This is a genomic window from Enterobacter cloacae complex sp. I3 (assembly GCF_014896175.1).
Taxonomy (GTDB): domain Bacteria; phylum Pseudomonadota; class Gammaproteobacteria; order Enterobacterales; family Enterobacteriaceae; genus Enterobacter; species Enterobacter bugandensis.
This window is the reverse complement of record NZ_JADBQZ010000011.1, coordinates 1-18943: the sequence shown is the minus strand read 5'-3', so window position 1 is coordinate 18943 and position 18943 is coordinate 1. Positions and strand designations below refer to the sequence as shown.

The following is an 18943-nucleotide window of genomic DNA, read 5'->3' as shown; positions in this document are numbered from 1 at the left end:
GCAAACAGTCAGCGCCGTTGAGATATACTGAGCGCTGGTTTCGTTTGCAGACAGGATTTTATGGAACGCTTCTTTGAAAACGCAATGTATGCCTCTCGCTGGCTGCTCGCACCCGTCTATTTCGGTCTTTCCCTGGCGCTGGTCGCCCTGACGATCAAGTTCTTCCAGGAGATTTTCCACGTATTGCCTAACATTTTCTCCGTGGCGGAAGCTGATTTAATTCTGGTTCTGCTGTCGCTGGTGGATATGACGCTGGTGGGCGGCTTACTGGTGATGGTGATGTTCTCCGGTTATGAGAACTTCGTCTCTCAGCTTGATATCGCCGAGCATAAAGAAAAGCTCAGCTGGCTGGGGAAAATGGACGCCTCGTCGCTGAAGAATAAAGTTGCGGCATCTATAGTGGCAATCTCCTCTATCCACCTGTTACGCGTGTTTATGGACGCGAAAAACGTCCCGGATAATAAGCTGATGTGGTATGTGATTATCCACCTGACGTTTGTGCTGTCGGCGTTTGTGATGGGGTATCTGGATAAGATCAGTAAGAAATAATGTACACATTTCTCCCCTCACCCTAACCCTCTCCCGGGGAAAGGGTTAGGGTGAGGGGAGAAAGCATCGAGCCACACTATTTATCCGACGACGCCTGCCACAAATTCAGTTCCCCGTCCGCCACGTGCTGGTCAATCCGCGTCAGTTCATCTTCCGTAAAGCGCAGATTACCCAGCGCCTGAACGTTCTCCTCCAGCTGTTCCGGGCGGCTCGCGCCAATCAGTACTGACGTCACGCGAGCATCTTTCAGCAGCCAGCTCAGCGCCATCTGCGCCATTGTCTGCCCGCGCGCCTGCGCCATCTCATTAAGCAGACGAAGACTGTTCAGGTTAGCTTCCGTCAGCATTTTCTGCGTCAGGCCGCGCACTTTGTTCCCCTCGCGCTGCATACGAGAACCTTCCGGAATACCGTTCAGGTATTTTCCGGTCAGCAGACCCTGCGCCAGCGGGGTAAAGGCAATACACCCCGTGCCGTTTGCTTCCAGCGTATCCAGCAAGCCGGTTTTATCGACCCAGCGGTTAAGCAGGTTATAGGACGGCTGGTGGATCAGCAGCGGGATCTTCCACTCGTGCAGCAGCGCGGCCATTTTTTGTGTGCGCTCGGTAGAGTAGGAGGAAATGCCCACGTACAGCGCTTTCCCACTCTGAACAGCATGAGCCAGCGCGGAGGCCGTCTCTTCCATTGGCGTATTTTCATCCACGCGGTGGGAATAGAAAATATCCACGTATTCGACGCCCATACGTTTCAGGCTCTGGTCGAGACTGGCGAGCAGATACTTGCGTGAGCCGCCTGAACCGTACGGGCCTGGCCACATGTCGTAACCGGCTTTAGTGGAGATAATCAGCTCGTCGCGATACCGGGCAAAGTCCTCACGCAGCAGGCGGCCAAAGTTCTCTTCCGCGCTTCCCGCAGGCGGGCCGTAGTTGTTGGCAAGATCGAAATGGGTAATACCGAGATCGAAGGCTTTACGCAGCAGCGCGCGCTGGGAGTCAAGGGGCTGAACGTGGCCGAAGCTATGCCACAGGCCCAGCGACAGCGCGGGCAGGCGCAGGCCGCTCTTGCCACAGTAGCGGTACTGCATATTCTCGTAGCGGGTAGCGTCAGGGTACCAGGACATGATGTCTCCTTTTCTTATAGATGATTTTTTGAAACGTCGTTTTCATTCTGAACTTATCACATCATGTCGTGCGAAGATAAGGGTTAACGGTGGCTGTGCGACCTGTGAAGCCACGCTAACTAAAAATAATCACAAAAGGTTATAATTTCCCTGCACCCTGCCGATAACGAGAGTAGCACTCGCCTCTGGGCGAATTCACCCTCACGGCAAGGAAGACTTATGAATATGCTCCGTAATTTCACGATCCGTTTCGTCATGCTGACGATCCTCGGGATTTTTTGTTTAATGTGGGCGGGCGTCGGGCTGTACAGCACCTGGTCCCTGTCACGGGTATCAGACGGCAATGAAGTCGATCGCCAGCTGGTCAAACAGATGATGGTGCTCAGCCAGGGCAACGATCAGTATTTCCGCTTTGTGACCCGTCTGAGCCGCGCCATGGAGGTCAAAGCCGCTGGCGGCACGCCGGATTTGTCCTCTGCCCAACAGGCGCTGGACAACATGGGTAAGAAACTGGCCGAAATGAAGGCGATCTCGCCTGGCCCAATGGATGAGCAGGTCTCTGCACAGGTGATCGGTGCCTGGCAGGCGCTGCTTGAACAGGGCGTGACGCCGCAAATGGAGCAGGCGAAGCAGGCGACCCTGGACGGCTACCGCCAGCAGGCCAACAACGTTACGCCGCCGCTGAGTCGTGCGTTCGGTGCCGCCGCCGAGAAGTTCAATAATGCCGCCGCGAAGACGCTCGACAGCACCCGCATGGTGGTCGACGGCCTGACCAGCATGACCCGCACGGTTATTATCGTCGCCACCATTATCGGCCTGCTGATCCTGCTCTTTACCGACCGCTACCTGGTGGCGATGCTGGTCAAACCGCTGGAGCGCATTCGCCAGCAGTTCCGCCAGATTGCCCAGGGCGATCTCAGCCAGCCCATTGCGCCTTTCGGCCGCAACTGCGTGGGACAGCTGGTGCCGCTGCTGAGCGCCATGCAGGACAGCCTGCGTGAAGCGGTCAGCACCATTCGCTCCGGCAGTGAGAATATCTGGCGCGGCGCGACGGAGATCTCCAGCGGCAACAACGATCTCTCTTCCCGTACCGAAGAGCAGGCTGCCGCGCTGGAAGAGACGGCGGCCAGCATGGAACAGCTGACCGCTACCGTGAAGCTGAACGCCGAAAGCGCGCGTCAGGCCAGCCAGCTTGCCGATGTGGCCTCAACCACCGCCAGCCGCGGCGGCTCGCTGGTGGAAGAGGTGGTCACCACCATGAGCGGTATTTCGGAAAGCTCGAAGAAAATTGCTGAAATCACCAACGTCATCAACAGCATTGCCTTCCAGACCAATATTCTGGCGCTCAATGCGGCCGTAGAAGCGGCGCGCGCGGGCGAGCAGGGGCGTGGGTTCGCCGTGGTGGCGGGTGAAGTCCGCAACCTGGCAAGCCGAAGCGCCAATGCGGCAAAAGAAATTGAGGGTCTGATTACCGATTCCGTGACCCGCGTCGAGCAGGGTGCGCAGCTGGTGAGCGACACGGGCACCACCATGGATGCGATTTTGCGCGACGTGACGGAGGTGACGACCATTATGAAGCAAATCGCGTCGGCTTCTGAGGAGCAAAGTAAGGGCATTTCGCAGGTCGGGATTGCCATTACGCAGATGGACGGCGTCACCCAGCAGAACGCCTCGCTGGTCGAAGAAGTTTCCGCGGCAGCCGCGGCGCTGGAACGCCAGACCGAAGAGCTTCAACGCTCGGTGCAAAAGTTCCGCCTGACGGCATAACACAACAGGCCGCCTGATGCGGCCTTACTTCTTTCTTTTCCCGATGCTGTTAGTGCGTCGCTTCACCAATCAGCGCGCCCGTGCCGGCACCCACGGCCGCGCCTTTCAGCACGCTATTGCCCGTCACCGCAGCCGCGCCCGCGCCAACGACGGCACCCACGGCACCGCCCTTACGTGCGTCTTTGCCTTTTTCGCCGTTTTTGAACATTGCCCCCGTGCCTGCGCCAACCACGGCACCGCCCACGGTTGATTTCAGATCTTTGCCCGTGGCTGCGCCAATAGCAGCACCTGCTACCGCGCCGGCGGCGGTTTTGTCGATAGCCATTCCCGAGGTGGAAAAAATGAGGGCGCTGATAACCAGCGTTGTTTTAATCAGTTTCATAACAGATCCTTTGTGACTGCTGTCGATTGATACGTCATTTCTCACCGGAGAGAAACGGCCAGATAGTGCCAGCAATACCGGCTCAACCTTTAGGCTAATCATGCCCTGAGCAAGGATCTGTTCTGCCGGGCGGCGGACCGCCCGGCCAGTCGTCACGCCTGACGTTTGTCTTCCGTATTGGTCTCGAAGTCGCTCGCCGCGTGGCGTTCGTGAAGCTGCTCGTTCAGCTCGCCGCTGGTGCGGTTAACGATGCGTCCGCGCTTAACGGCATGGCGATTCGCTACGTCTTTCGCCCAGCGCTGCACGTTGGTGTACTTCTCTGCATCCAGGAACTCGGCGGCGTTGTACACGCTGCCCAGCGCCACGCAGCCGAACCATGGCCAGATCGCCATATCCGCGATGGTGTACTCCTCGCCCGCCACGTAGCGCCCGCGCGCCAGCTGTTTATCCAGCACGTCGAACAGGCGCTTAGCTTCCATGGTGAAGCGGTCAATCGCGTACTCGATTTTTACCGGCGCATAGTTGTAGAAGTGGCCAAAGCCGCCGCCGAGGAACGGTGCCGCACCCTGCAGCCAGAACAGCCAGTTCAGCGTCTCGGTGCGTCCCGCCGGATCTTTCGGCAGGAAGTGGCCGAATTTCTCCGCCAGATAGAGCAGGATATTGCCGGATTCAAAGACGCGCGTTGGCGGGTTCGTGGAGTGGTCACGCAGCGCCGGTATTTTCGAGTTCGGGTTCACGTCTACAAACCCGCTGGAGAACTGGTCGCCCTCGCCGATGCGGATCAACCACGCATCGTATTCCGCGCCCGTCACGCCCAGCGCCAGCAGCTCTTCGAGCATGATGGTCACCTTCTGGCCGTTCGGTGTGCCCAGCGAGTAGAGCTGCAGCGGGTGAGAGCCGACAGGAAGATCTTTCTCATGCGTTGCGCCGGAAATTGGACGGTTGATGTTGGCGAACGCGCCGCCGCCGTTCTTTTTCCATTCCCATACTTTTGGTGGCTGATACGTGTTGTCTGACATGTTGGCCTGCCTTTTTAGTGATGTGTTGAGGCAGTGTAGCAGGAGATTTGTGAAGCGTTTAACGTTGTGAGCGCAAGCAATTAACCGCTATTCCTTCTGCTGCTTATATATATCAAATCCGGCATAAGCTTAATCGAAAATCGCATTTTCATAATTAATGCGTAAACCGCTAAAGCTGAATATGATGCTTCAACATAAATAAAAGATGCAGTAATAAACACTTTATAAGGCAAGGAGTTAGTGAGATGCGCAAGCTTCTGTTATCGGCAGTGGTCGTTTCGCTCGCGTTAGGCCTGGCGGGCTGTGATGATGCGAAAAATAAAGAGACAAATTCGGCCGCGGCGGCAAAAAGCGACGCGCCAAAAGAGGGCGGTTCGCTCATTATCGGGATTACCTCCGGCGACCCGTTAGCCGTTAATCCGCTCTACGCCAGCGACCGCACAACGTTAACCATCATGCAGGCGCTTTATGCCCCGCTGTACAGCTTTAATAACGGCAACATTGAGTGGGGCCTGGCGGAAAGCTTGACGCCCTCTGCCGACAACCTGAGCTACACGCTGACGTTAAAACCGAACCTGAAATGGCAGGACGGACAGCCGCTGACGGCGGACGACGTGGTCTTCACCTTCAATAAGCTGCTGGATGCCAAACAGCACAGCTTCTTCCGCAGCATGTTTACCTACGGCGGCAAGCCTGTTGAAGTGAGCAAGGTTGATGAGCGCACCGTTAAGTTCACCTTACCGCAGGTCAGCGCGGCCTTTACCGGCACCCTGGTGCAGATCTACCCGATCCCGCAGCACGTGTTCGCCGGTGAAGGCGACCTGGAAAAGAGCACCAAAAACGATGCGCCGGTCGGTTCCGGGCCGTTCAAATTTAAAGAGTATCGCGCCGGTCAGTATTACGCCCTTACGCGCTTCGACGATTACTGGAACGGCAAACCGAAGCTCGATTCCGTCACCTACCGTTTCGCCAAAGACAGCAACGCCGCCAACCTGGCGCTGCAAAACGGTGAAATCAACCTCAAGATGGTTGACCCGCAGGATGTGAACCGCCTGAAAAATACCGGGAAATTTGACTTCGTGGTCTATCCGGAAGGCCGTCTGGCCTATATGACGTTCAACCAGAACGTGGCGGTGATGAAGAGCAAAGCGCTGCGTCAGGCCATCGCGTACGCCATCAACAAAGACGAGCTAACCCAGACCGCGTTTACCTCGCTGGACTACGCTAAACCGGCAACCTCGTTCCTGACGCCAGATACGCTTTACAAGACGGATGACGTTGAACAGTACAAATTCGATCTGCAAAAAGCCAAAGACCTGCTGAAGACGTCCGGCGCGCCGGATAATCTCAAGCTACGCCTGGCGTATGTGAACACCAACAAAACCCAGGAGAGCATGGCGCTCTACATTCAGCAGGCGCTGAAGGGCATTGGGGTGAACGTGGAGCTGATGCCGCTGGACTCCAACGCCATGTCTCAGCGCAGTCTTGATATGAACAACACCGCGTGGGAACTGAACCTGGGCGGCTACATTATGGGAGCAGAGCCGGACGGTTACAAATCGCTGTTCATGAGCAACGAAGCCTATAACTACGCGCACTACAAAAATCCGCAGTTTGATGCCCTGTGGGATAAAGGTGCCGTGGAAACCGACGCCACGAAACGTGCCGATATCTACAAGCAAATTCAGCAGACCGTGGCGAACGAGATGACCTACTACCCGATCGCCTACACCAATGCGACCGTCGCCGTGGATAAACGCTTCGGCGGCACGAAGGAAGCGGAGCCGAAGCCGGTTTATCTGTTCCAGGATCTGTCAAAAATTTATCAAAAATAGGCTGTTGCCCCGGTCGTAAGATCGGGGCCTTTTAAGGGCACGTCGTGAACACACTCCTCACGCGTCGGCTGCTGCAGCTGCTGCCGATGCTTTTCTTTATTTCGCTGGTGGCGTTTTTGCTGGTCAAGCTCGCGCCCGGCGACCCCGTGGCCGCGTACATCACGCCGCGTATGGCGCCGGAAGATATTGAGCGAATTCGCCAGAGCCTGGGGCTGGATAAGCCGCTGGTCACGCAGTACGTCCTGTGGCTGAAAAGCGTCCTGCAGGGCGATCTCGGCTATTCGTTGATTTACCACCGCCCGGTGCTGGAGATGATCGGCGAACGCATTCCGGCCACGCTGGGGCTGATGGGGGCGTCGCTGCTGATGGCTATCGTGCTGGCGATCCCGCTGGGGCTGCTGGCGGGGGCATTTAAGCACCGCTGGCTGGATCACCTGTTGAACCTGTTTGCCTATATCGGCATCTCGGTACCGATTTTCTGGTTCGGCATTTTGCTCATCACCGTTTTTGCCGTGCAGCTTAACTGGTTCCCCAGCATGGGGATGCGCACCATCGGCATGGAAGATAATGCGCTGGATCTGCTGCGCCACGGCGTGCTGCCGTGTATTGCTCTCACGTTTTATAATCTTTCCAGCTACGTACGCTACATCCGCTCCAACACCATCTCGCAGCTCTCGGCCGACTACGTGCAGACCCAGCTGGCCTACGGCGCCACGCGTTCCAGCATTCTGTTCCGCCACGTGCTGAAAAACGTGCTGCTGCCGGTGATCACCCTGTTCGGATTGTCGTTCGGTGAGCTGATTGTGGGGGCCTATGTGACGGAAAGCGTCTTCTCCTGGCCGGGGATGGGGCTGCTCGGGATCCAGTCGATCGCCTCGCTGGACTACCCGCTGATTATGGCGATCATCATGCTCTCGTCGATAATGCTAATCGTCGGTAACCTGATCGCCGACGTGCTTTATCGCTTCGCCGATCCCCGCATTCGTACTCTGAGGTAACCGGATGAGCAGACGCTGGCAGCAGGTTCGTCACCAGCTGCGCCGCAACCGTCCGGCGCAGTTCTCCCTGTTTGTGCTTTTTATTTTCGTTGTCGCCGCGTTCTGTGCGGGGTTAAGTCCGTACGATCCAGATCGGATGGCGCTCGGCGCGCGCACGTTGCCGCCGGATGCCGCGCACTGGTTCGGCACCGACGAATATGGGCGCGACTACTTTACCCGCGCGCTGTACGGCGGCCAGATCTCCCTGATGGTCGGTTTTCTTGCCATGCTCTTTTCCACGCTTATCGGCACGGTGGTAGGAACGGTGAGCGGCTATTTTGGCGGCTGGCTGGATAACCTGATGATGCGCGCCGTGGATATCCTGATGGCCATTCCGGCCTTCTTCCTGCTGCTGGTGGTGAATGCTTACCTCAAGCCGGGCGTGGATAACATCATTCTGATTATCAGCCTGCTGACGTGGATGAACATGTCGCGTCTGGTGCGTGCTGAAACCCTATCGGTGAAAGAGCGCGAGTACGTGCTTTATGCCCGCGCGTCGGGAGCGCATCCGCTGCGTATTATCGTGCGCCACATCATTCCCGGCGTGCTGCCGACCATTATCGTGGCGGCCACGCTGAATATCGCCTCGGCCATTCTGATGGAGTCTACGCTCAGCTTCTTAGGGCTGGGCGTGCAGGCACCGGCGGCATCATGGGGAAGCATGCTTAACAACGCCCAGTCTTATATTGGCGAAGCGTCGTGGCTGGCGATGTTCCCCGGCATTCTGATCCTGCTGACGGTGTTCAGCTTTAACGTGCTGGGCGATGTGTTCCGTACCGCCTTTGAGCCGGGAGCAAATCGCGATGAGTAACTTATTAGCGCTTGAGAACCTGCAAACCACGTTCCGCACCCGCGAGGGCGAGGTTCACGCGGTGCGCGGCGTGAGCTTTCAGGTTCAGCCGGGGGAACTCGTCGGTATCGTCGGCGAGTCGGGCTGCGGGAAAAGCGTCACCTGTAAGTCGATTATCCAGCTTCTGGGGAGCAACGGACGGATAACCGGCGGCAGCATTCGCTTCCAGAATGAGGACCTGGCGCAGAAAACGCCCGCGCAGATGCGTGCCATTCGCGGCAACGAGATCGCGATGATTTTTCAGGATCCGATGACCGCCCTGAACCCGGTGCTCACTATCGGCAAGCAGATGTCTGAGATCCTGGTGCGAAATAAAAAACTGTCGAAAAAAGCGGCCAAAGCGGCAGCAATAGCCATGCTGGATCAGGTAGGCATTGCTGAAGCGGAACGCCGATACGACCAGTATCCCCACGAGTTCAGCGGCGGGATGCGCCAGCGGGTGATGATCGCCATTGCGCTCTCCTGCAACCCGAAGCTTCTTATTGCCGATGAGCCGACCACCGCGCTGGACGTGACCATTCAGGCGCAGATCCTGCGCCTGCTGAAAAGCCTGCAACAGCAGACCCGAACCGCGATTCTGCTGATCACCCACGATCTCGGCGTGGTGGCGCAGGTCTGTAGCCGCGTGGTGGTGATGTACGGCGGGCTGGTGATGGAGGAGGGGAGCGTGGAAGACATTTTTTATCGCCCTGCGCATCCTTACACCCAGGGGCTGCTGGCCTCGCTGCCGCGCCCGGATGAGGTCAACCAACGTTTATCGCCCATTGAAGGTTCGCCGCCTGGCCTGCTTAACCCGCCGCCGGGCTGTCCATTTGCGGAACGCTGCCCGAAGCGCATGCCCCAGTGTGAACGGCAACCCGCATTTTACACCGCCGGAGAGGGCCATCGCGCCGCCTGCTGGCTATGGGCCGAGGAGATTCAGGCATGAGTGAACAACAGGCGCCATTAGTGAGCGTGCGCGATCTGCGCAAGCACTATCCGCTCAACGGCGGTTTGCTGCGTAAAGGCGTGGCCGTGAAGGCGGTTGATGGCGTGAGCTTTGATATCCAGCCCGGCGAGACGTTTGGCCTGGTGGGGGAGTCCGGCTGCGGAAAATCCACCCTTGGGCGCGCCATACTGCGCCTTTTCGATATTACCTCTGGCGAGATCCACTTTGCCGGACAGGCAATCGCCCACGCCCGCGAAAGAGAACTCAAGCCGCTGCGTAAGCGGATGCAGGCAATTTTTCAGGATCCTTACTCCTCGCTCAACCCCGGTATGACGGTGCGACAGCTGGTGGCCGAACCGATGCAGATCCACGGCTACAGCCGCGAAGAACAGCGAGAACGTACGGAAACGCTGCTCTACAAAGTGGGGCTGAAGCACGAACACCTTGAACGGTTCCCGCATGAGTTCAGCGGCGGGCAGCGTCAGCGCATCAGTATTGCCCGCGCGTTGTCCGTGCATCCTGAATTTGTGCTGTGCGATGAGCCGCTCTCGGCGCTGGACGTATCGGTGCAGGCGCAGGTGGTGAATATTTTGCAGGACCTGCAGCAGGAGTTGGGGCTAACCTATCTGTTTATCGCCCACGATCTCTCCATGGTGCGCCATATCTCCAGCCGCATTGGGGTGATGTATCTCGGCAAACTGGTAGAGGTGGCCCCGGCGAATGAACTGTATCAGCGCCCGGCACACCCTTACACCCGCGCGCTGCTGGCGGCGGTTCCCCAGCCCGATCCGCGTATTCGCAACCTCGACGACGCCACCCTGCGCGGCGACATTCCAGGCCCCACGTCCGCGCTGCCGGGCTGTAAGTTCTGCAGCCGCTGCCCGCACGCCATGCCGGTTTGTCAGACGCAGGAGCCTGCGATGCAGGAGATTGCGCCAGGGCATTTCGCGGCATGCTGGCTGTTTTAAATGTTATTCACGGGTCGCGCAGGTGTATGATAAACGCTCCTCTGTCAGGTTAATTACAACGTGCAGACGACGACAACCCATAAAAAATTGCCGCCTGCCTGTTTTAGGTTGGATACATGCGTAAAGGAAAGTTAAGCAGTGATGCGCCATTCGGGACGTTGTTAGGCTATGCGCCCGGTGGCGTGGCGATTTACTCATCAAATTACGGCAGTCTGGACCCGCGTAACTACCCGGAAGACGCGGACTTTCGCAGCTATATCGGCAACGAATACATGGGCCACAAGTGGCAGTGCGTTGAGTTTGCCCGCCGTTTCCTGTTCCTCAACTATGGCTTCGTGTTTACCGACGTCGGCATGGCGTGGGAAATCTTCTCCCTGCGCTTTTTGCGCCAGGTGGTGAACGATAACATTCTGCCCCTTCAGGCTTTTGCCAACGGCTCGAAGCGCGCACCGCGCGTCGGGGCGCTGCTGATCTGGCAAAAAGGCGGCGAGTTTCACGAGACCGGCCACGTGGCGGTGATCACCCAGCTTCTCGACGATAAGGTGCGTATTGCGGAGCAGAACGTGATTCACTCCCCGCTGCCGCTCGGGCAGCAGTGGACGCGCGAGCTGCGCATGACCGTGGAGAATGGCTGCTATACCCTTCATGACACCTTCAGCGATACCGAAATTCTCGGCTGGATGATCCAGACGGACGACACGGAGCACAGCATTCCCCAGCCTGAACCGGACGGTGAACTGCTGAAAATCCGCGGTGCGCGGCTGAAAAACAAACGTCAGTTCGACGGAAAATGGCTGAACGAAAATGACGCGCTGCAGCAGGCATATATCCGCGCCAACGGCCATGTGATCAACAAAGATCCATGCCAGTACTTCACCATTACCGAAAGCGCCGAGCAGGAGCTGATCAAGGCCACCAACGAACTGCACCTGATGTACCTGCACGCGACGGATAAGGTGCTGAAAGACGACAGCCTGCTGGCGCTTTTCGATATCCCGAAAATCCTCTGGCCGCGCCTGCGCCTCTCCTGGCAGTGGCGTCGTCATCATATGATCACCGGTCGTATGGATTTCTGCATGGATGAGCGCGGCATCAAGGTCTACGAGTACAACGCCGACTCCGCCTCCTGCCATACCGAGGGCGGGCTTATCCTTGAGGAGTGGGTGAAAAACGGCTATCGCGGCAACGGGCATAATCCGGCAGAAGGCCTGCTGGAAGAGCTGACCGGCGCATGGAAGCACAGCCACGCCCGGCCGTTCGTCCACATCATGCAGGACAACGATGTCGAAGAGGACTATCACGCGCTCTTTATCCAGCGTTCTCTGCTGCAGGCCGGGTTTGAAACCAAAATTCTGCACGGGCTTGGCGCCCTGAGCTGGGATGCCGCCGGGCAGCTGATTGACGACGAAGGTCGTCACGTCAACTGCGTGTGGAAAACCTGGGCGTGGGAGACGGCGATAGAGCAGATCCGCGAGGTCAGCGAAACCGAATACGCCGCCGTGCCGATCCGCACCGGGCATCCTGAAGGCGAAGTGCGCCTGATTGACGTCCTGCTGCGTCCGGAGGTGCTGGTCTTTGAACCGCTGTGGACCGTCATTCCCGGCAACAAGGCGATTCTTCCGGTGCTGTGGCAACTGTTCCCGAATCACCGTTACCTGCTCGACACCGATTTTGAGGTCAACGATCTGCTGAAGCAGACCGGATACGCCGTCAAGCCGATTGCCGGACGCTGCGGCAGCAATATCGACCTGATCAGCGCCCAGGACGAACTGCTGGATAAATCCAGCGGCAAGTTTGTCGACCGTAAAAACATCTACCAGCAGCTCTGGTGCCTGCCAAACGTCGACGGTAAGTACATTCAGGTCTGTACCTTTACCGTGGGCGGGAACTACGGTGGGACCTGCCTGCGCGGCGATGACTCGCTGGTGGTGAAAAAAGAGAGCGATATCGAGCCGCTGATTGTACTGAAGGATAAGTAACGTGCATCTGCGCTAAAAAAGCCCCCGCAGGGTAGTCTCTGTGGGGGCTTTTTGTTACTGCGCTTCCTCGTCCTGCTGCGCGCTGGTTTTCAATTCGATGATGCGTCCAATCTGGTCATGATAAACCGTCAGCAGGTTGTGCTGGCTCATCTCCGAGATGAGCTGCGGTGAGACGTTAAAGCTGCGGGCAAGTTCGTCATGATGCAACAAGCCCGGCTGACGTCGTCTTACGTTCGCGCGGCGGCGGTTGTACTGATACCACAAAATCAGCAGCCAGCCGTTGAGCGCGGCGAACAGCAAATAGATCAACACCGTATTAAAGGAGGCAATAATCACGCTCCACCGGTGGTCGCTCTCCTCGGTTAACTGCATCCACAGCCTGGCATACAGGAAGAACAGAAACCCGCCCCACGCCACCACGGTTAACGCGGCATCAAAAAGTCGTGGCAGCAACCGATGTTCAGTCAAAATTAAGGTATTTTCGTTCATTGAAGGCTTCCTTTTCCCCGGTCCGGACTGATCCAGCGCGCGCGGGCGCGCTGACGTTTAAGCATGACTTTTGGAAATGCGACGAGGGTGGTGAACAGACCAATCATCCAGTAGACCATCGGGAACCAAATCACCCAGAAAAGCGAGCTGGCCACCTTGCGCTCATAGCGCCGCTCGATGTACAAGCTGACCAGGAACTGCAGCAGGCACATCACGCCCAGCAGCAGCCCGGTAAACGCCGGGGGAAACAGGGTTTCAACGGTCAGCCTGGCGGGAATGGGCGCGACGTGGCTGATGATGTACAGCAGCACCGTTATCGCATACGCGAAGGCCCACAGCGTTGACAGCGCGTACTCCAGAAACAGGGGCCACATGCGGTGATGCTCCCAGCGCACCATCTTGCGCAGGTTGACCAGAAATACCTCCGCGCCGCCCTGTGCCCAGCGCAGACGCTGCTTCCACAGGCCCTTCAGCGTCTCCGGCATCAGGATCCAGCACAGCGCCCGCGGCTCGAAAAAGATATCCCAGTGGCGCAGCTGGAGCTTCCAGCTGATGTCGATGTCTTCGGTGATCATGTCCGGGCTCCAGTACCCGACGTCCGCCAGCGCCTGCCGACGAAAGGCGGCGATGACGCCGGAGACGGTAAAGACCCGGCCATAGATCCGCTGCGTCCGCTTGATGAGCCCAATGATGGACGAAAACTCGCCAACCTGAATGCGGCCAATCAGCGTGGAGCGCGTGCGAATGCGCGGGTTCCCGGTAACCGCCCCGACGTGGGGATACTGAATCAGCGGCGCGACCAGATAGGCCGCGGTGTCGCGGTCGAGCAGGGCGTCGCCGTCAATGCAGACCAGCAGATCGCCACGGGCCGCCGCCGCCCCGGCTTTGAGCGCCACGGCTTTTCCCTGGTTCTCCGCGAGGTTAATCACCCGCAGGCGCGGCTGCTCCAGCGCCAGCTGCTGCAGCACCTGCGCGGTGTTATCAGACGAGCCGTCATTGATGGCGATCACTTCAATATTCTCGTACCGCTGAGCCAGCGCGGCGCTGATGGTCTCTCTGGCGTTTCTTTCCTCATTGAAGCAGGGGATCAGAATTGAGATGAGCGGCTCGCCGGCGAGCGTCGGGGCGGGCGTGTCTTTATCCCACGACCAGCGGCGTTCAAGCTGAAACCAGAAATAGAGGCCACCGGTGACCCAGAGCACGGACATAAACAGCGGCCAGAAGAAGACAAAATCCAGAATCAGCTCGCCGGTAAAGAGGGCGGCCATCCCTAACGGCAGCCCGAATACCAGACACAAAATTGAAAAGGCGATTATGCGATCAGTCATTGTCAGGGTACCAGTAGGAAGAAAAGACGGGCCTGATGCGCGAGATATCAGGCTGGTTATTGATGAAATCGTCAGGGTAGTAGCCGTAGTTTTTGATGCCGTTCAGCTGGAGGACGCGCATCCACGCCGCAAGCTGACTGTCGGAGACGGCGCGCTGCGGCTTCTGCTCCCAGTCTCTGGCCTGCAGCTCGAAAATGGTTTTATCCAGCGCGCCGGGCCGCGCGGCGACGGCCTTGATCAAACGCGTCAGCCAGGCATTGCTCTCGTTCGCCGGAACGGACTCCATCAGCGGCATTGCCATGGGCACCGTCCAGTCATAGGCCGCCAGAAAATCATCGAGATTCTGCGCAAACCACGCTTCGCTTTCGGGCTGCAGAATGGGAAGGACGAACATATTGCGCGCGGTTTTTATCTGCGGGCCGCGGATGTGCTTCACCGCCTGGCTCAGAGCGCGGGTAAAACCGATAAGCCTCCGGCTTTTCTGGCGCGTCGTGTCCTGCCCGGCAGCGTCAACGTCCGTCAGTACCGCATCGTCATGGAACAGGATCCCGTTGAAGCTGGCATGGCGGGCCAGATCTTCATAGATTTCCGTCACCTGCAGGCGAACCTGCGGGTCCCACGGTGAAAGCCTCATGTAGGGCTCATTGGCCTCGCGCAGCTGGCCGGTTCGATCATCCCGGCGCTGCACGCGCGGCAGGGCAGGATCGAGATCGAACGAGAGCACCGGCATCCACGCGTAGACCTTCACCCCCGCGCGGGTTTGCAGCTGCCAGGATACGAAGTTAAAGAGATCGGCCCGGACCGGAAGCCGGCGGTTGGGGAAATAGAGCGCCCTGATCCTGCCGTCGCCCTGCGGGTCGGCAAACGCCTGCAGGAAGACGTGGCTGATTTTCATGTCGTAGACCCGCTGGATCAGCCTGTTGATGTTTTGGGTCTGCTGAGCCGGATCGGGATCGTAAACGTAGTCGAGATCGACGTGCATCACGCGCACGGGATCGAGCTCCTGAACCCGGCTGACCGAACTGGCAAACGCTTTGAGCGAGGGGTTGCCGGCGATCAGCAAACGGGGGATGTTGCCCAGCTCCTGCACGTTCCCCAGCCCGTCCTCAAGGGTAAAGGCCAGCTGATAACCCTGCTGCCTGGCGATGGCGAGCGACGTACCGCTGGCGGCACCGTAAGGCCAGACCCAGGCGCGCGGCGCTTTGCCCGTCACCTGCGCGATTTTCTCCGTCACCTTGCGGACGTCATCGCCGATCCGCTGGCTGAACTGCTGGTCAGTTTCATAGCGCCCCGTCGCTTTATCATAAAAGCGGTTGGCGATGGCCGGTTCGCGGCTTCCCTGCGGGTTGGCGACGATGCCGTAATGCGAGGCCCAGGTATGCGATCCGATCTCAACCAGCGGAGACTGGCTGAGCTCGCGCACCATGTTCCAGGTCGCGAAGCGATCCCGGGGCGTCATCAGGCCGCCAAAGTTCACCTTCTGGTTTGCTGGCGTATCCACCCAGCTGCCCACCGGTGCCCAGAGCGCAGGCACGTTCCAGGCCTTAAGCAGCGGCCAGACGCGGGTGTAGAAGCTGCTGTAGCCGTCGTCAAAGCTGAGCAGAACGGCTTTCGGCGGCAGCGATTTTTTGCCGTCATGCGCGTCCAGAATGTCCTGCACGCTGATGGCGTGATAGCCGTTGTGCAGAAGCCAGCTAATCTGCTCGTTTAGCGCGCTGGTGCGCACGGAGAGGTAGCGCTGATCGGCGGCATCGTCTTCGACGTCGTGGTAGGCCAGCACCAGAAACTGGTTCTGCGGCCAGGGTTTGCTCGCCTCCGGCTGCGGCCGCTCGCTGGGCGCAATGAACGAGATTGCCTGCGCCCAGACGCTCGCGCTGAGGCAGAGCCAGCCGATGAGGATCAGGCTCACGGAAAAACGTGTGTTCAGCATATTCATCCTTAAAAGCGTAAAGTCGCGTCAAGCGTGAGGGAGAGGTTGCTCTCGCGTTTGCCGTCGTAAGGGCGTTTATCCCAGTTCAGCATCACGCCGGCATCAATGACGTTATTCCACTGGACGCGTTGCCCGTAGCCCAGCAGGGCGATGGCGCCAACGGACTGGTTTTTCTGCCAGTAGCTGCCGCCTCCCGCCACCAACTGCTGGCTCCAGAGGGTGTCGTAATGGCGGTACATCTCATGGTCCACGGACAGGGCGGCCGTCACGGACAGATCCCGCGCCGGGTTGTAATAGAGCGTGTCCCGCAGGCTGTTTTTACTGGCGGCGATCCCCGGTTCAAGATCCAGCGTCAGGGTCGGGGTCTGCCAGAGACGCTCCTTACCGGTAAGGGTGTATTCCTGTCGGCGATTATGGTCTGAGAAGCGGCTGACGGCGGCGCTGAACTGGTACTCACGGCGCTCGTTTTGATACCAGCGGATCCCGCCTTCACCCCGGTTGGCGCTAATCCCGTTGCGTAATGCCCGTAGCGGCGCGGTGCGGGATAAGCGTTCAAGGCTGCCGCTGAACTGCCAGTTATCATTGAGAAAGTACGTGGTTGAGAGGCGAGCACCCGGCTTGTTTTCACCGTGATAGCGGTTGCTGGATACCTCGGCTTCGAGCTGAAGGTCGCGAGGACGCCACTCGATGCCGCCCAGGATGTGACGGCTGGTGCCTTTGCCTTCATCGAAATTACCCTGCGCATAGCGGGTACCCGCAAACAGCCGCCAGCTATCCGCTACCGGTGGACCATAGAGCGTGGCATCCCCGTTCAGGTCGTGCGTCCCGCTGATGGGGTTATCGGAGTGCAAGCCCTTGCTTGCGTTAAGGCGCAGCTCGGACATGTGATGCACCGTTCTGAGCCTGTCCAGACGCCTGGCGCTGCGAGCAACGGGCGCGCGGGCAAGCACGTCGTCGGCCAGTAAATCCATCTGGCGCCACTCCTGCAGATCCATGGCGACGTAAGCCTGCTGCTGTTCCAGCTCCAGATTAGATGGCTCCAGCGCCTCCGCCCTTTTCAACGCTTGCTCGGCCGCGCGCGGCTGGCCCCGCGCCTGAAGCAGGGTGGCATAGTCAATCTGCAGCCCCTGATTGCCCGGCGCCGTTGTTGCCAGACGGTGCGCCAGCTTCTCCGCATCCGGCAGGGCGTTGGTTGAGAGCAAATAGTTAAATTTGAGCGACTGCCCGGTAAGCCACCGATCGTTGGGCTGCGGAGTGGGCGAGCCAAAATCGTAGCGGATCCACGGAACGCTGTGGGTCTGGCGCTCTACGTACTGTCGAGCGGCCTCATACTGCCCCGTGTCCAGCCAGGCGTAGAAAAGCGCATGCTCCTCGTCCTGCGGATCGGCGGCGTATTGCGGATAGCGTTGCAGCAGCGAGAAGGCGGCAGTGGCGTTTTTCTCCTGCAGATACGCGGAGATCGCCCAGCCGATGGCCCAGCCCGGCACCGGATGCTGCGCCTCCGTCAGCGCCTGATATTCACGGATGACCTGCGGGTAATCGCCATGCGCGTACAGCGCACCCAGCCTGTCGATACGGGCGAGGATGATGTCTTCCGCTGCCTGCGGTTCGTGTTGCCAGCGTGAGAGCAGGGCGTCGTAACGATTCAGTGCCGTTTGCGCCAGCTGCAGGCGCTCCTTTTCCGTTCTGCCAGGCACGTCGGCAAGGCGAACCCATTCTGCGGCGGCATTAAGCTCCAGACGGCGGCGCTGCGCGGGGGTCAGCGTTACCCTTTGTGACAGCATCAGCGCAGGAGTACTCACCCGGTTATCCGTTAGCGCGTCAGTCAGCTCGCTAAGGAGCGCGTTATTCTCCGGCGCGAGGGTCAGCGCGCGCGTGTCCGCTAAAAGCCGATCCCAGCTTTTTCCCTGGCGTAACCAGACGTACGAAAGCGTCTGAAGATGCGCCGGAGAGGGATCCTCCGTCACCAGCTGGCGGGCTTCCTGCAGAGCGAGCGTATCCATGCGGGCATCGGCCAGGGTTTTGATATAGCCGATACGATAATCGTCATTATGTGGCGCAAGGCTAAGCGCCTCTTTCCACAGCGATAAGGCAGGCTGCCACGCTTTTTGATCTCTTCTGGCCTGCGCGACAGCCGCAACGCCGCGAGCGGGCAGCGGCATATAAATGCCATAGCGCTGCCAGAGCTGAATCACCTCGTCATTACGACCTGCCCACGCAGCCACCTGTAACCAGTCCGCCACTTGCTCGGGCGACAGAGCATGCTGTTGCTGATACCGCTGAAGATAATTGAGAAACGGCGTGTAATTACCGTTACGTGCCTGTTGAATCTGTTGCTCATAAACGGATTCCGTTGCCTGAACGAGAACAGGAAACAGAAATAGCAGAAACAATAATCCTGGGGCGCGATAAAAGAATAACGTATTGAAGCGAAGCGATCTTTCCATATCTATTTGCCATTTGTTTATCATGAATCCATTGCATAACACGGCTGCCTTTTAACGCTGCGTTAAAGGCCATTAATGAGAACATTAAATCTGAATGCAGTAACGTTATGGGGTACTTACTTTAAGGTAATTATGGAACCTCCTCTTTGGGGACTGGGTGGAAGGTAATGTACACCTGATATGTTGCCGGATAAATATGGTGAAAAGCAGAGGGGTAGTTTTGGGATAATTCTGGAATGAGATGTCTTTTGTGATTATTTTGAATTGAATCTGTATTTGTAACTATTTGATATTGATGTGTTTTATTTATGTCTTTTT

16 protein-coding genes are annotated in these 18943 nt (G+C 58.2%); 8 read left to right on the top strand and 8 right to left on the bottom strand.

Annotation, left to right across the window (positions count from 1 at the left end; translation table 11 throughout):
• Positions 1 to 60 precede the first annotated feature (60 nt).
• Positions 61 to 549, top strand: coding sequence for a TIGR00645 family protein (locus IM271_RS10135; RefSeq protein ID WP_003862473.1), 489 nt, complete (start codon positions 61 to 63; stop codon positions 547 to 549).
• 76 nt (positions 550 to 625) lie between these two features.
• Here the strand turns inward: IM271_RS10135 and IM271_RS10130 are convergent, their stop codons facing one another.
• A complete protein-coding gene (locus IM271_RS10130) occupies positions 626 to 1666 on the bottom strand; it encodes an aldo/keto reductase (RefSeq protein WP_028014410.1) in 1041 nt (346 codons plus the stop codon).
• Between the two features lie 219 nt (positions 1667 to 1885).
• Between IM271_RS10130 and IM271_RS10125 the strand changes: the two genes are divergently transcribed.
• Positions 1886 to 3433, top strand: a complete 1548-nt coding sequence (locus IM271_RS10125) for a methyl-accepting chemotaxis protein (protein WP_045260793.1) — start codon at positions 1886 to 1888, stop codon at positions 3431 to 3433.
• 49 nt (positions 3434 to 3482) lie between these two features.
• On the opposite strand, the gene IM271_RS10120 is transcribed toward IM271_RS10125, so the two are convergent.
• Together IM271_RS10120 and yghU are read right to left on the bottom strand one after the other, a co-directional pair.
• Positions 3483 to 3815 (bottom strand): glycine zipper domain-containing protein, encoded by a 333-nt coding sequence (locus tag IM271_RS10120; RefSeq protein ID WP_041908148.1) that lies wholly within the window; start codon positions 3813 to 3815, stop codon positions 3483 to 3485.
• 152 nt (positions 3816 to 3967) lie between these two features.
• Entirely contained in the window at positions 3968 to 4834 is an 867-nt protein-coding gene (gene yghU / locus IM271_RS10115; RefSeq protein ID WP_193052539.1) for a glutathione-dependent disulfide-bond oxidoreductase, read from the bottom strand.
• Between the two features lie 245 nt (positions 4835 to 5079).
• On the opposite strand from yghU, the gene IM271_RS10110 reads away from it, so the two are divergent.
• The 6 genes from IM271_RS10110 to gss all read left to right on the top strand — a co-directional run bounded on the left by IM271_RS10110 (position 5080) and on the right by gss (position 12431).
• Positions 5080 to 6669, top strand: a complete 1590-nt coding sequence (locus IM271_RS10110) for an ABC transporter substrate-binding protein (protein ID WP_193052538.1) — start codon at positions 5080 to 5082, stop codon at positions 6667 to 6669.
• Between the two features lie 44 nt (positions 6670 to 6713).
• A complete protein-coding gene (locus IM271_RS10105) occupies positions 6714 to 7667 on the top strand; it encodes an ABC transporter permease (protein ID WP_028014405.1) in 954 nt (317 codons plus the stop codon).
• 4 nt (positions 7668 to 7671) lie between these two features.
• Complete coding sequence (locus IM271_RS10100) at positions 7672 to 8517, top strand: ABC transporter permease (protein ID WP_188245708.1); 846 nt, start codon at positions 7672 to 7674, stop codon at positions 8515 to 8517.
• Positions 8510 to 9484, top strand: coding sequence for an ABC transporter ATP-binding protein (locus IM271_RS10095; protein ID WP_047367402.1), 975 nt, complete (start codon positions 8510 to 8512; stop codon positions 9482 to 9484). The genes IM271_RS10100 and IM271_RS10095 overlap by 8 nt, the downstream gene beginning before the upstream one ends.
• On the top strand, positions 9481 to 10452 hold the full coding sequence (locus IM271_RS10090) for an ABC transporter ATP-binding protein (protein WP_193052537.1): 972 nt from the start codon (positions 9481 to 9483) through the stop codon (positions 10450 to 10452). Before IM271_RS10095 ends, IM271_RS10090 begins: the two co-directional genes overlap by 4 nt.
• A 116-nt stretch (positions 10453 to 10568) precedes the next feature.
• Positions 10569 to 12431 (top strand): bifunctional glutathionylspermidine amidase/synthase, encoded by a 1863-nt coding sequence (gss, locus tag IM271_RS10085; protein WP_193052536.1) that lies wholly within the window; start codon positions 10569 to 10571, stop codon positions 12429 to 12431.
• A 54-nt stretch (positions 12432 to 12485) separates the two neighbouring features.
• Here the strand turns inward: gss and pgaD are convergent, their stop codons facing one another.
• From pgaD to IM271_RS20210, 5 genes are all read right to left on the bottom strand, one after another.
• Entirely contained in the window at positions 12486 to 12920 is a 435-nt protein-coding gene (pgaD, locus tag IM271_RS10080; RefSeq protein ID WP_045260787.1) for a poly-beta-1,6-N-acetyl-D-glucosamine biosynthesis protein PgaD, read from the bottom strand.
• Positions 12917 to 14248: a poly-beta-1,6-N-acetyl-D-glucosamine synthase gene (gene pgaC, locus IM271_RS10075; RefSeq protein WP_193052535.1), complete on the bottom strand. Its 1332-nt coding sequence runs from the start codon at positions 14246 to 14248 to the stop codon at positions 12917 to 12919. Before pgaC ends, pgaD begins: the two co-directional genes overlap by 4 nt.
• Positions 14241 to 16178 carry a poly-beta-1,6-N-acetyl-D-glucosamine N-deacetylase PgaB gene (gene pgaB / locus IM271_RS10070; RefSeq protein ID WP_193052534.1) on the bottom strand — a complete coding sequence of 646 codons (1938 nt, stop codon included), beginning with the start codon at positions 16176 to 16178 and terminating at the stop codon, positions 14241 to 14243. Before pgaB ends, pgaC begins: the two co-directional genes overlap by 8 nt.
• Before the next feature lie 8 nt (positions 16179 to 16186).
• Positions 16187 to 18625, bottom strand: a complete 2439-nt coding sequence (gene pgaA, locus IM271_RS10065; RefSeq protein ID WP_193052533.1) for a poly-beta-1,6 N-acetyl-D-glucosamine export porin PgaA — start codon at positions 18623 to 18625, stop codon at positions 16187 to 16189.
• 130 nt (positions 18626 to 18755) lie between these two features.
• Positions 18756 to 18943 (bottom strand): hypothetical protein (locus IM271_RS20210; RefSeq protein ID WP_226858969.1); only part of this gene is annotated, 188 nt, incomplete at its 5' end.